Raw genomic sequence first — 12,964 nt, 5'->3', positions numbered from 1 at the left:
CTTGTTGGTTTACGACTCACGGGAGAAGGTGGAGCGGGTTCGCACCCGCTCCTGCCTGCGTCCGGGTTACAGCTTGCCTTCGTCTTCGAAGACTTCCGTCCAATCTTCGATCAAAAGATCAAGCGCTTCTTGAGCTGTGCCTTGGTCGGCAACAACGTAGTCGTGGATGCGTTTCTGCATTGCCAGCAGGAGTTCCGCATAGGCAGGCTCCTGCCAGAAATCCTGTACTCCACCCATTGCTTCTAGGAAATCACCGGCAAACGGTTGGCTGTCCACGAAACCAGGATCTTCAAGCACCGAGTTATGTGCCGAATAACCGCCAAGTTCCCACCATTTGGCTTGAACTTCCGGCTGCGCGAACCACTTTATGTACTCAAGCGCGGCGTCCTGTTTGTCAGAGTAGCTGACAACAGAAATACCTTGTCCTCCCAGTGTCGAGCCTGCCTGATTTTGTGGTGGGTTCACGAAGAAATCGATCTTGTCACCACCGGTATTGGGATCGGCATAGAGACCCGGGAAGAACGCGAACCAGTTCATAGCCATGGCGACCTGACCGGATTTAAATGCATCCAAGCTCTCACCCATGTAAGAGTTCGTGTATCCCGGAGGCGTCGCCGTTTTGTAGAACTCTTTGTAGAATTCCAGAGCCTCAACCGCTTCCGGTGAGTTTACGGCGCCTTCCATATCATATGATCCAGGAGTGTTTTCGTATTTGAAACCCCACGGATACAGGGCCCCGGTGACACCCATGGTGATCCCTTCTGAGCCGCGCTCGGTAAAGATTGCAGCCCCATACACAGTCTTGCCGTCGATTTCACGACCTTGGAAGAACTGCGCGATCTGCAACAACTCTTTCTGAGACTGAGGCTCGCGCAGGTCCTGACCAGTCGCTTCTTTGTACGCGGCTTGGATTTCAGGGTTTTCGAACCAATCCTTGCGGTAGAACCAACCATTCGCATCGCCCATCGCGGGCAGCGCGTAGTAATTTGGTGTACCCTTGGGCCAGGTCGAATAGGCGTAAACTGTTGCAGGTGCAAAATCGTCCATGCTGATGCTTTCAGCATCGAAGAAGTCGTTCAGCTGGACATAGTGGCCATTCTCAGCGCCACCGCCGATCCATTGGCTGTCACCAATCAGCAGGTCGCAGAGCTTACCGCCGGAGTTCAGTTCGTTCAGCATCCTGTCCGCAAAATTTGGCCAAGGAACAAATTCGAAATTCATTGTGTGGCCGGATTCTGCTTCGAATTCCTTTGATAGTTCGACAAGCGCGTTGGCCGGGTCCCATGCCGCCCAACATAGTGTCAGATCTTCAGCATTTGCCTTGGTAGAAAGAGTAGTAGCGGCAAGGACTATTGCGCTGACCGAAGCCAGTTTTGTGTAAGTCATCCATTCCTCCCTTTTTTCGCCGTCAATCGAGGATGTGCGAATCGCGGCATACCTCCAAGGCTATTTGAGGTACGCACCTCAAGTCCAGAAATTTTTGAGGTTCGTACCTCAGAGTCGTTAAATCTACCTTGACAATGATCAATAGTAATTTGCTTTTATTACATATTTCACCGCCCCGCCCCCTCAGAATCATTATGCGAAAAGGGAGAAGGAATTCGAAATTGAACGCGTCTATGCTTTAAATCACGACGCCGAAGGCTTTAGATTGCCAACCCGAACCCACCAAAGATAGTGCCGAAACCATATTCTAGACGTTCAACCAAGGAGTTAAATTGGGATAGTTTGAAGAGCCCTTGCTAGCCCCACCGCCGGAATATCTCGACAAATCAGGATCCCACGAATGAACGAACTCACCATTGTGCGGATGAACCGCTACCCTATCAAAGGTTTGAGTCCGGAACCACTAAGCACCGTTAACCTGCTGGCGGGAGAAGGCATTCCTGGTGACCGACTTTTTGGCTTCGCTCGCTACAACTCCGGTTTCGACACCCTTAATCCGAAACCGCTGGAAAAAGACCGCTTTGTTGTGCTTTTGAATGAAGCAGGTCTGGCCGGTCTCCAAACTAAATTCGACGCTCAAAATCAGCTGCTGGAAATTAAAGTAGGAGTGAAAACTCACCACTTCGAAATGCGTGAGCCAAAGGGGCAAAGGGACGCGGCGACTTTCCTCTACAACACACTCGGTCTAAGGGACCCCGAGCCGCCAGTGTTTGTCTCTTCTTACCCACATCGATTTACGGACGTTTCGGTCGTGTCGCCAAAAATGATGAACGCTATTTCTGTTCTCAACCTGGCCTCTGTCGACGCGCTTAGTAGGCAGCTAAACGTGGAATTACACCCGGCAAGGTTTCGCGCGAATATTGAATTGGAGGGGCTACCACCGTTTTCCGAATTGGACTCTGTCGGCTTTACCTTGGTGTTTGGCGACGTGAAACTAAAAATTATCTCGCGAACAAAAAGATGCGCCGCCACTGAAGTTAACCCAGAAACAGCCGAACGAGACATGAGAATCCCGTTCCTTATTCGAAAACACTTGGGCCACATGGATATGGGCGTTTATGCTGAGGTGAAAGACAGCGGAACTCTTAACGTAGGACAACTTGGAATGTGGTCGCAGTAGGACATATTCGAAATAATCTCAGTGGTACTTTCAGACAAATTCGAACCAGCCTCAGCTAGGCCAGTATAGCTGCCATTTATGCCACGACAAGTTCGGGCCACTCGGCAAGAGCAGCGGTGCGCGTCAGCTTGAAGGCGTCTCGACTGGCTAGCGATCTTTCCTGGTTGAAGTGGTTGTAGACGGAGGAATGGACGGATGCGAATTTCTGTAAACTTCGCATGCGCCTGAAACGCTGCATTGCGCGTTCTCTTCGTCGGAACGGCAGGTGCGCATTCTTAACGCGGTTGTTGAGCCACCTGCCCGTTTGTTGTTTTTCCAGTGCACCCAAATCTCTGAGCGCAGCCTTGTAGGAAGCGAAACGATCTGTCACGATCGCTTCGGCGCAACCGTGGCGCTTCATCAATTTCTTGAGGAATTTCAGTGCTGCGGCTTTGTTTCGGCGTTTTGTGACGTCCGCTTCCAGCACCTCGCCTTCGTGATCCACAGCCCGCCAAAGATAATGCCGCTTGCCATTCACCTTCACGAACACCTCATCCACGTGCCACTTCCATTTGGAGAATGCGCGCAGCTGCTGAACACGCTTCCGCCGTATCTCAGCAGCGAACATTGGACCAAACCTGTTCCACCAATATCGGACAGTTTCATGGCTGACATGGGTGTGTTTGCCCGAATTATGGAGGGCCTTGCCGCTGAAGCCCCTGACCATAAAACGATTTCAATCGATGCGACTTGCCTCAAGGCCCACCGGACAGCTTCCAGCTTGTCGGTCAAAAAGGGGGGCGCGGACGCCTGATCGGGCGTACCAAAGGCGGCATGAACACAAAGTTGCATGCAGTGGCTGACACGGTTGGGCGGCCCATTCGGTTCTTCATGACCGCCGGTCAAGTAAGCGACTACACTGGGGCGAGAGCTCTTGTCAGTAGCCTGCCAGCAGCCGACTGGCTGCTTGGGTGAGCAGCCCTATCTGACGGGTCCAACGTGATTGTTAGTGCATGATCGGCCTGTGTTCCATCGGGATGATGGTTTCTGGTGCCGGAGGGCGATAGCCCAGTGCACTGTGTGGTCGTTTGGTGTTGTAGTGCTTCCTCCATTCTTCGATGATGATCTGCGCTTCTCTGAGCGAGTAGAAGATTTCCCCGTTCAACAGCTCGTCCCTCATGCGACCGTTGAAGCTTTCACAAAATCCGTTCTCCCAAGGCGAGCCTGGTTCGATGTATGCCGTTTTGGCTCCGACAGCTGCAATCCAGTCGCGAACCGCCAGAGCAACGAACTTAGTTCGCAACTTACGGCGGCATTGTCCGGAGGGCTGTCATTCCCGATATTTCGCTGATCGCCAGCACCGAGCCTAAACTGGACTGCAGGGTAGGGTTGCGTTCAGAAAAGATGAAAACTTGACCCTAGGCGTGGCTTCAGGTGATGAACAACCTGATCACGTACGCGACAGTGGCCAGGCACAAAACACTGCCGAACCAGATCGCGCCGAACCAGAAAACTTGTTTTAGCGTTTTCAATGGTAGTTCTCCTCTGGATCGATCTTCCCGCGGAAAACCCAGTAGGTGTAGGCGGTGTAAGCCAGGATCACCGGCAGCAGAATGACTGCTCCGACCAGAGCGAAAGCCAAACTGCTGTCTGGCGCGGCGGCTTCAGCAATCGTGAGGCTTGGAGGCAGCATATAGGGATAGAAGCTGATCCCGATACCAATGAAGCACACGACGAACAGGGCAATGGCGCAGACAAAGGGCTGATTGTCGCGCTGTTCCGTTATGCCACGATCGAGCTTCCATGCAATGGCAGTTACAAGAGCCGGCACAAGCACAGTGAAAACGACGCCGGGCCCCGAAAACCATCTGACCATATAGATCGGGTCTTGGAATGGGGTTAAAAGACTGACGAGACCGATCAGCCCGAGTGTCATAAGCATCAACGGACGGACATAGGAGCGCATCTGACGCTGAATCTTTCCAGTGGTTTTCATGTTGAGCCACGTCGCGCCCAGCAAGGCATACCCAATCACAAGGGCCACACCTGTCAGGACAGAGAACGGCGTCAGCCAATCCCACCATCCACCTGCATAAAGCCGACCTTCGACCGGGATGCCCTGAACCAGCGCGCCAAGCGCGATACCCTGGCACAATGCGGCCACGGTTGAACCACCGTGAAATGCAACATCCCAAAGCCAGCGCCCGCGTACCGTTCGCCATCGGTATTCGAAGGCAACGCCACGAAAAACAAGCGCAAGAAGCATGATGATGACAGGCACATAAAGCGCGGGCATCACTACAGAATAGGCCAACGGGAAAACAGCAAACAAACCTCCGCCGCCCATGACCAGCCACGTCTCGTTTCCATCCCAAACTGGTGTGACCGAGTTCATCATGACATCACGGTCCTTTTCGGTTTTTGCGAATGGAAAGAGGATCCCAATTCCAAGATCGAAACCGTCCAGGATCACATAGGTCAGAACGGCAAAGGCAATGATGCCTGCCCAGATTGTCGAGAGTTCAAGCATCACGCTGCCTCCGCCAAGGTAAAGATTTCAATGGGTTTTTGAGTTTTCTGGAAGTCTTCGACAGGCGGTTTTCCCATTAGACGCAGCATGTAGAATGTGCCTGCTCCGAACACCGCGAAATACACGACGATGAAGGCAATCAGAGACGCCGCAACTGCAGGCGCATCCACTTGGGAAAGGGAGTCCGATGTCCGCATCAGCCCGTACACCGTGTAAGGTTGGCGCCCCACTTCGGTGGTGATCCAACCGGCCAGTACCGCCACAAATCCGCTGGGCGCCAACAGGACGGATGCGCGGTGCAACCAGCGATCTTCCTTGAGGCGGCCCCGAACCCGCTGAACAAGCGACCACAACCCGACGCCCAGCATGGCAAAGCCGATGGCAAGCATGATGCGGAAGCTATAGAAAACGATCGCGACCGGGGGTTCTTCGTCGTCGGGAATGGTGTCCAGCCCGTCAAGCGGCGCGTTCAGATCATGTTTCAGGATCAGCGACGATAACTTCGGAATTTCGATGGCGTAGTCCACGCGCTTTTCATCTTCGTTTGGAATGCCGAACAGGATTAGCGGTGCACCTTCGGGGTGGCTGTCAAAGTGACCTTCCATCGCCATCACTTTCTGCGGTTGATGCTCCAGCGTGTTCAAACCATGAAGGTCGCCCGCGACGATCTGCAGAGGAGTAACCAAAACAGCCATCCACATTGCCATCGAGAACATGCGGGTGACCTCGGCCGTTCGATTGCGGCGTAGCAGGTGCCAAGCCGCAACCCCCGCCACCACAAAGGCAGTGGTGAGATATGCCGCCAGCACCATGTGTGTCAGGCGGTAGGGGAAAGACGGGTTAAAGACGATCGACCACCAATCCACTGGGATGAATTGCCCCAGCTCGTTGACGTCAAATCCGGCTGGGGTCTGCATCCAGGAATTGACCGAAAGAATCCACGTGGCCGATATCAGCGTGCCAAGGGCAACCATCGCCGTGGCCATCATGTGCAAGCCGGGACCCACGCGTTCGCGACCGAAAAGCATGATGCCTAGGAAGCCTGCCTCAAGGAAGAAGGCCGTCATCACCTCGTATGCCATCAAGGGCCCGATCACAGGCCCGGCGGTATCCGAGAATGTGCTCCAATTCGTGCCAAATTGGTAAGACATCACAATGCCGGACACGACACCCATCGCGAAGCCGACAGCGAATATCTTTTTCCAGTAGTTGAAGAGATTGAGGTAAGCCTTGTCCTTGCGCCAAAGCCAAAGGCCATTGAGGACGGCCAGGAAGCTTGCCAGGCCGATGGAAAAGGCCGGGAAGATGATGTGGAACGACACAGTAAAGGCAAACTGGATGCGTGCCAGGGTCTCTGCGTCAAAGTTTGCTAGTAGGTTCATTGCCGTTTCCTTTGGCGTCGGATTGCAAAGAGCGGCAGTCACCTGGGTCGCCTCGGTTGCCAGCTCGTCGATGTTATTCAGATGTGCAGGATTTGGGGCGGAGGGCGTTTCAGTTCGTTTGGGTTCTGGACGGTTGTTTTTGGATTTTGGACAAAACCCAGATCGAAAATGGCAAGAAAGGAAGCGGAATTTGAAACGCGAAGTCGGGGAACGGCTGGTGTTCAAGCGCCCCAAACAAAGTTGCCACCCGGCTCGTTTGTGAGCCGGGTGGCAACCTATCAGAAACTGTGCGAGTTCTGTTCGGGGTGGTCAGTCACGTTGCGTCTGGATGCTAACAGCGCAGGGTCGGTGGACCTTATGCTGACCGGTCAGCTTTGTTCGGCTGTGTTTCCTCCTTTTTTCGTTGCGTTTGGTATGGCGTTTCAGTCCTCGTTCCAGTCCTTATGGTCATCTTTGAAGTCGTCGCGGCGTTCTTGTGCATCGTCCTGCGCGTCTTCGAAATTGTCCTTCTGGATCGCACCACCAACGGCACCAACCGCAGCGCCGGCGGCCGCGCCGCCTACGATGCTTTCGCCGGCAATGCCCGCGACAGTTGCGCCGACAACTGCGCCTTTGATGGCTTTATCGGTGACATAATCAGCATGAGCTGTGGCTGCCATGGTGATCAGAAGTGCGCCGGAGATCGGGGCGATAAAGAGTTTCTTCGAGGTTTTCATAGGTTCATCCTTGTTCTGGGTCAGCAACCACCGCGGCTGCTGTGTGCCATTAAACTAGGTGACCCCATGGGCTGCTTTCTTTTGGGGACAGGACAAGGTTTTGTGGATCTTGGACATCTTACGGCCCTGCGCGCTGCAGAGGTCAGGAGACTTAGCGGCCAGCTTTACGAAACCTGGCTGGCGTTTCACCTGTCCATCGCTTGAACGCCACTGAAAAGGCCGCCTGATCCGCAAATCCAAGCATGAAGGCAACGCGGGCAACACCCTCCCCACTGCGAAGCATCCGTTTGGACAGGTCGCACAACACCCCCTCTAAAAGTGCTTTAAAGCTTGTTCCTTCGGCTGAAAGGTGCCGGGTCATTGTGCGTCGCGTCAATCCAAGCTCTCCGGCTATTTGATCGCCGTTTGGTATTGGACCGGGAAGACGTTCCCCGAGCATCTCTACAATGCGATCAGACAGACTTCGGACCGCGTCAGGTTGAGCCTTTAGCTGCTCTTCCCCATGCCGGCGCAAATGCCCCAACAAAGTAGGGTCCGCTGTCGGGATCCGAAAACTCATACCGTTTGGGGGCAGAGCCAACGCGTATCCGGACTTGAACCCTTCTACGGCGCACCCGGCCAACTCGGCTAGCAGCTTACAATGCTCGCCGTCGTCCGTTTCCAACTCGATTGAGATCGGGGCAAATCCGCCCGAGGTAATCTGTTGAACGCGCTTATAGAGACCGAAAACCAGCATCTCGCGATGGCGAGGATATTGATGCGCCGGGATCACGCTACTTTCCAGCGTGATCTTGGGTTCATCAGGCGCCCCTACAACATCCAGATGCAGGTCAGGGTCTTGCATTGCATAAAAGCGCTGTGTCAATGCCAGCGCGTCTTCGACCGTTTCTGCTGCCCGCACAATGTAAGCCAAAAGCGTTCCGGGACCTTGCGCCGAAAGCCCCACCCGCGCGGCAAAGGTCTTGTCTTCTAAAACACGACACACAGTTTCAACGGCACCCGCTTCATGAAGCAGTTCGACAGTGGCGTCTGGGCTGTTGCCGATATCCGAAGGTGCCCCTGCCATTTCCAGAATTTCAGGAAACGGAATGCACGCACCGGGCTCTTGCGAATAACGCAACCCGACACTTTGCAGTCTGTATGCACTGATCCGTGGCACTTTCGCTTCCTCCCCTGACGGGCACAAACGGCCCTGTAATTCCCGCAATTGTCCAAAAACCAACAACAAATGTCCAGAACCCTAAGGATCGCGGGGGCGATGACGGTTAGGTCCCAATCATCAGAAAGGACAAGGCAATGATCTACTTCGCAAGGTACTACCGCGTTTTTAAGGCAATCAACGACTCTGCCAGACAGGAATTGTCCGGAGGCAACATTTACGGCCTGCACGCTTCGTCGCTTGGCGAGAAAACACCGAGCGGGCGTCGCTGGGATCCCCCCTACGCGCAGCCGGAACAACCCTCAGAACCATCACAACAACCAACCGAGAACTGACGTTCTCAAGACACCGAAAATCTTCACGCACCGCGTGACTACGTAAATCAAGGACCTGAAACATGAAACCACCCGCGTTCCTGATGGCGCCTGTACTTGGCATCATCTCAACTCCCGCCCTCGCCGCTGGCGGCGATCCCAGATGGTGGGTCGCGCCCAATCAAACTGACACCTATGCTTGGGTCGGCCTGATTGTCCTCTTCCTTGCGATCCTACTGGTCGTACACCTCTATGCGCGCTTTGAACGCTATACGGAGCGCAAATCAATCGGCACTCCGCTGCGCACAACCATTCCGGTGATGCTTACCATAGCCTTGGCATACGAATTGATGCCCGCGCTCAGCCACTTCAGCATTCTGCTGCCAGGCGCGTTGATCCTGACTGCAATCGCCCGCGACTTCATGTTGTGGTGGCGGCCTTCGAAAGAGGAGTTGGTATAATGATCGAATTGCTCGTCACTTCTTTTCCGTTTGTCCTGCGGGTGATCTACCTAAAATGGCGCGGGATTCCAGTCACCCTCTACAACGTTCACCGGGCGCTATTCATGTGGTTCGTCCTGGCCCTGATCGTGTTCTTTGCTGTATTTTACTACTACCCCAAGTCCTACACTGGCCTTGTGCCCTTCAGAACCGTTCCAGTCGTCGCCGAGAACGGCGGAACAGTGACAGATATCTATGTGAAGGGTGGTGATCGCGTAGAACCGGGCGATCCGCTTTTTGCAGTTGAGAATTCGTCCGAACAAGCCGCTGTCAAATTCGCAATGAGAAAAGTCGAAGAGATTGAAAGCGCAAAACTGGCCGCTGAACTGCAAGTCGAAACCGCCGAGGCTATTCTGGATGCAGCCATAACAGCAAGAGAGCAAGCTGAGCTCAGCCTGATGGATCATCGCTCCCTGCAAGCCAAAAACTCTGCGGCGTTCCAAGTGAGCCAACTGGAACGTGCTCAGGCGACCCTGGATACCCGAGAAGCAGAAGTTGAAGCCGCAGAAACACAACTGGGTGTGGCGCAAGTCCAGGCAACAGCCGTTTTGCCCGCACAGCTTGCATCAGCACGAGCTTCGCTGGAACAAGCACAAGTGGAGTTGTCCAAAACTCTGACGCTCAGCTCCGTTGACGGAGTGGTTGAACAGGTCACTCTCAACGTCGGGTCACGCGCCGCACAAGCCGCAATGAGCCCCGCAATGCTCATCGTGCCAGACAGGAAAGATGTTGAACGTGGACGTATCGTTGCCGGGTTCTCGCAGGTTTCACGCACGGAATTGTACGAGGGAATGGCGGCAGAAGTGGCATGCGAAAGCAACTTCAACATCTCGATGCGCAATACCGTTCTTCCCGCAAGGATCGTACGCATTCAAGAGTCGATTTCTTCCGGTCAGCTTGCGCCCAGCGGTCGCCTGATCGAGCCGAGTGAAAAGGCAAAACGGGGTCAGATCGTTGTTCATCTTGACCTAGTACACCCAGAGCACCGTGATCTTTTGGTACCAGGCAGTGGTTGCATCGTCCAATCCTACACCACCAATTTTGAAGGTGACATGGAAGGCACAATTGTTGCTCACGGGATCCAGGCCATGGGTATCATCAAGGCCGTCGGCTTGCGGGTCAAAGCTTGGTTCGGTCTGACTTCGGGTATTGGCTTGATCGGTGGTGGGCACGCCTGATATTCCAAATACCCTCATTTTTAAAAGCACGGCTTCCGGAAAAAGTTGGGAGCCGTTTCGATTACTTGTAGCCAGAGAATACGCCAAACAAAATGAGAGCTTTTTCGCGATTTCCCGCGTCACGACAAAAGGACCGGGCGGTTCGCGCAAGCAGCTTTTTCGCAAGAATACGACGAACACATGCAGTAGCCTTGAACGTCATGATCAGCCCCACTTGTGTGGTCCAAGTTGATTGTTAGTGCATGACCGGCCCTATCCATTGCAGCAATTATGCAGCGCGCATCATCAGAAGATGCTGCAAAGGGCTTTTCGACAAAAACATGCAGATCGTAAGAGGCCAGTCATGCACAACAATCACATCGGACCAGTCAGATCAGGCTACCCAAGCCTTTCATTCGAATTGCAGCTTGGGTTGATCGAAAGCTTTACTGTAAACGATGGAGGTGTTGAGATTTCGCCACTGCATCGCGCACCGTCGGTCGGAACAGACGAAATCATGCCCGAAGGTATAGCACCTCATTTGGGAAAACTCGGCGGTGATTTCTTCTGCGCCCCATTCGGGTCAACTGAGGGGCATCGCGGCTGCATGGGTGGCCAGCAAACTCACGTTGGAGACTGGAAGAAAAGAGCGACAGTTATTTGCGTGCTTAGCTCGACAGAACGGTCTATGGAGCTAGGCTGCAAAAAGAGATTACACTGCATCGTGAGCGTCCGTTCGTCTACCAGCGTCACACTTTCATTGGTGGAGACGGCGTGGTGCCAGTTCCAAATCACGCAAACGTATCCTTGCCCAATGGCGGGGTCATTCAAACTTCCCGAAAGCAGTGTTGGAGAACGCCTAGGTTTGAACAGGAAGTTGATCCGGCATTAGGCTATTCAGCGCTTAGATATCCGGCTGAAAGCCAAACGTTGGCGTCTTTTCCCGGGAAAGACGGCGAAGTGAATCTGTCAAACTACCCTTGGTCTCCGCAGAGTGAAGACTTTGTTGTTGGATTGAATTCGCCTGAAGAGAAATTGGAGTGGACCGCGGTAACTCGCCCCGTGGAGGGCGACATGTTCCTGTCGCTCAAATCGGCTCAGGCTTTGCCGATGACGATGTTGTGGCATTCGAACGGTGGTCGATATTATGCTCCTTGGTCGAGCCGCCACTTCGCCTGCCTTGGGGTGGAGGAGGGGGCCGCTTCGCCCATCTTGGGAAATGTCGAAAACAGTTTCACGAACAATCACGGCGACATTCATCTAAACCCCGATCGCCAAGTTGAGGTTACACATGTAATCGGGGCGCTTCGTTGGCGTAGTGGAGCCAAGGTGATTGCAGTTGAGACTCTGGGAAAACAACTCTTGGTCCGAAGTACAAAAAATCAGGAGTTTCTTGTGCCATTCGACCCGCAAGCCCTGAACATTTGAACGGGTGGTGCCAGGGGAAATTGCCTTGAGACAGGCAGGGCTGTTTCGTAGTTTCGCTTAATGACAAAAACGATCACTTTTTCGCTGCTTCAAAGCCAACCCAGCGATCAATGGTTTAGCAGTGATGGTGTACGTTCGATTCTGGTTGAATAGGTTTGGCCCTATCTGTGCGGCAGAAATTAGCCGAAAACGCATAAATCGGATGCGATGTTCCGTGAGCTGCTAGGCTCAGGACCTATTAATCTGATTGAGGTTGTCGGTTCGGCGTGATTCAAGCTCTCAAACTGCGGGGGTTATATGAGCAATCTTTACTGGCTGAACGAAGATCAAATGGCACGGCTTCGGCCCTGTTTTCCGAAGAGCCACGGTGTGCCACGCGTCGATGATAGGCGGGTATTGAGTGGTATTATCTTTATTAATCGCAACGGCTTACGTTGGTTCGACGCACCAAAGGAGTATGGTTCACCTAAGACGCTTTGTAATCGTTGGAAGCGGTGGAGCGATATGGGTGTGTTTGCCCGAATTATGGAGGGCCTTGCCGCTGAAGCCCCTGACCATAAAACGATTTCAATCGATGCGACTTACCTCAAGGCCCACCGGACAGCTTCCAGCTTGTCGGTCAAAAAGGGGGGCGCGGACGCCTGATCGGGCGTACCAAAGGCGGCATGAACACAAAGTTGCATGCAGTGGCTGACACGGTTGGGCGGCCCATTCGGTTCTTCATGACCGCCGGTCAAGTAAGCGACTACACTGGGGCGAGAGCTCTTGTCAGTAGCCTGCCAGCAGCCGACTGGCTGCTTGGGGATCGTGGCTATGATGCGGATTGGTTCCGTGAAGCCCTTGTAGATATGGGAATAACGCCTTGCATCCCCGGACGAAAGTCACGCGGCAAGGCCGTCAAATATGACAAAAGCCGATACAAACGCCGCAATCGTATCGAGATCATGTTTGGCCGCTTGAAAGATTGGAGGCGCGTGGCAACCCGCTATGACAGATGCCCCAAGGTGTTCCTTTCGGCCATCGCTCTCGCCGCAACCGTAATTTTCTGGTTATGAGTCCTGAGCCTAGACTTCATGCCCGTGATGCGTCGCTTTCTTATTTCGGATGCGAACATCGGGCCGAACCGATGCCACCAGTATCGAACGGCTTCATGGCTCACAACAACTCCGCGTTCGTGCAGCAAATCTTCCACATTTCGAAGCGATAGCGGGAACCGAACATACAACATCACAG

11 protein-coding genes and 4 pseudogenes are annotated in these 12,964 nt (G+C 53.7%); 6 read left to right on the top strand and 9 right to left on the bottom strand.

Translation table 11 applies throughout. The features are described from left to right. Nucleotides 1–66: 66 nt before the first annotated feature. Entirely contained in the window at nucleotides 67–1,386 is a 1,320-nt protein-coding gene (locus RUA4292_RS02255; RefSeq protein WP_058276126.1) for an ABC transporter substrate-binding protein, read from the bottom strand. A gap of 400 nt (nucleotides 1,387–1,786) precedes the next feature. Between RUA4292_RS02255 and RUA4292_RS02250 the strand changes: the two genes are divergently transcribed. After that, entirely contained in the window at nucleotides 1,787–2,566 is a 780-nt protein-coding gene (locus RUA4292_RS02250) for an MOSC domain-containing protein (protein WP_082636960.1), read from the top strand. A gap of 76 nt (nucleotides 2,567–2,642) precedes the next feature. Here RUA4292_RS02250 and RUA4292_RS02245 read toward each other — a convergent pair. Beyond that, nucleotides 2,643–3,224, bottom strand: a pseudogene (locus tag RUA4292_RS02245) (IS6 family transposase); the annotation flags it as partial. Here RUA4292_RS02245 and RUA4292_RS23795 point away from each other — a divergent pair. Continuing rightward, nucleotides 3,213–3,514: pseudogene (locus RUA4292_RS23795) on the top strand (transposase); the annotation flags it as partial. The pseudogenes RUA4292_RS02245 and RUA4292_RS23795 sit on opposite strands and share 12 nt — an antisense overlap. Nucleotides 3,515–3,551: 37 nt before the next feature. Here the strand turns inward: RUA4292_RS23795 and RUA4292_RS02235 are convergent. From RUA4292_RS02235 to RUA4292_RS02215, 6 genes and pseudogenes are all read right to left on the bottom strand, one after another. Then, nucleotides 3,552–3,839 (bottom strand): annotated as a pseudogene (locus RUA4292_RS02235) (integrase core domain-containing protein); the annotation flags it as partial. A gap of 136 nt (nucleotides 3,840–3,975) precedes the next feature. Next, a complete protein-coding gene (locus RUA4292_RS23790; protein ID WP_145974830.1) occupies nucleotides 3,976–4,077 on the bottom strand; it encodes a DUF2474 family protein in 102 nt (33 codons plus the stop codon). Further along, a complete protein-coding gene (gene cydB / locus RUA4292_RS02230) occupies nucleotides 4,074–5,075 on the bottom strand; it encodes a cytochrome d ubiquinol oxidase subunit II (protein WP_058276124.1) in 1,002 nt (333 codons plus the stop codon). Before cydB ends, RUA4292_RS23790 begins: the two co-directional genes overlap by 4 nt. Beyond that, a complete protein-coding gene (locus RUA4292_RS02225; RefSeq protein ID WP_058276156.1) occupies nucleotides 5,075–6,457 on the bottom strand; it encodes a cytochrome ubiquinol oxidase subunit I in 1,383 nt (460 codons plus the stop codon). Before RUA4292_RS02225 ends, cydB begins: the two co-directional genes overlap by 1 nt. Nucleotides 6,458–6,879: 422 nt before the next feature. Next, complete coding sequence (locus RUA4292_RS02220) at nucleotides 6,880–7,173, bottom strand: glycine zipper domain-containing protein (protein WP_145974829.1); 294 nt, start codon at nucleotides 7,171–7,173, stop codon at nucleotides 6,880–6,882. A gap of 151 nt (nucleotides 7,174–7,324) precedes the next feature. Further along, the gene (locus RUA4292_RS02215; protein WP_145974828.1) at nucleotides 7,325–8,332 is read right to left on the bottom strand and encodes a helix-turn-helix domain-containing protein; all 1,008 of its coding nucleotides are present in this window, start codon (nucleotides 8,330–8,332) and stop codon (nucleotides 7,325–7,327) included. Nucleotides 8,333–8,729: 397 nt separating this feature from the next. Between RUA4292_RS02215 and RUA4292_RS02210 the strand changes: the two genes are divergently transcribed. The 4 genes from RUA4292_RS02210 to RUA4292_RS23785 all read left to right on the top strand — a co-directional run bounded on the left by RUA4292_RS02210 (nucleotide 8,730) and on the right by RUA4292_RS23785 (nucleotide 12,786). After that, on the top strand, nucleotides 8,730–9,107 hold the full coding sequence (locus tag RUA4292_RS02210) for a hypothetical protein (RefSeq protein ID WP_058276121.1): 378 nt from the start codon (nucleotides 8,730–8,732) through the stop codon (nucleotides 9,105–9,107). Next, nucleotides 9,107–10,324, top strand: a complete 1,218-nt coding sequence (locus tag RUA4292_RS02205; protein ID WP_058276120.1) for an HlyD family secretion protein — start codon at nucleotides 9,107–9,109, stop codon at nucleotides 10,322–10,324. Before RUA4292_RS02210 ends, RUA4292_RS02205 begins: the two co-directional genes overlap by 1 nt. A 1,053-nt stretch (nucleotides 10,325–11,377) precedes the next feature. After that, nucleotides 11,378–11,731 carry a hypothetical protein gene (locus RUA4292_RS02200; protein ID WP_145974826.1) on the top strand — a complete coding sequence of 118 codons (354 nt, stop codon included), beginning with the start codon at nucleotides 11,378–11,380 and terminating at the stop codon, nucleotides 11,729–11,731. Nucleotides 11,732–12,028: 297 nt separating this feature from the next. Further along, nucleotides 12,029–12,786 (top strand): IS5 family transposase gene (locus tag RUA4292_RS23785; RefSeq protein ID WP_145974825.1). Its coding sequence is split into 2 segments (ribosomal slippage): nucleotides 12,029–12,347 and nucleotides 12,347–12,786, totalling 759 coding nucleotides; the frame shifts between segments, so codons are not numbered across the junction. A gap of 82 nt (nucleotides 12,787–12,868) precedes the next feature. On the opposite strand, the pseudogene RUA4292_RS25075 reads toward RUA4292_RS23785, so the two are convergent. Further along, nucleotides 12,869–12,962, bottom strand: a pseudogene (locus RUA4292_RS25075) (IS6 family transposase); the annotation flags it as partial. Nucleotides 12,963–12,964 lie beyond the last annotated feature (2 nt).

The sequence above is a fragment of the Ruegeria atlantica genome, from assembly GCF_001458195.1.
GTDB classification, from domain to species: domain Bacteria; phylum Pseudomonadota; class Alphaproteobacteria; order Rhodobacterales; family Rhodobacteraceae; genus Ruegeria; species Ruegeria atlantica.
Note: the sequence above shows the minus strand (reverse complement) of the source record. Positions and strands in the feature narration are given on the sequence as shown.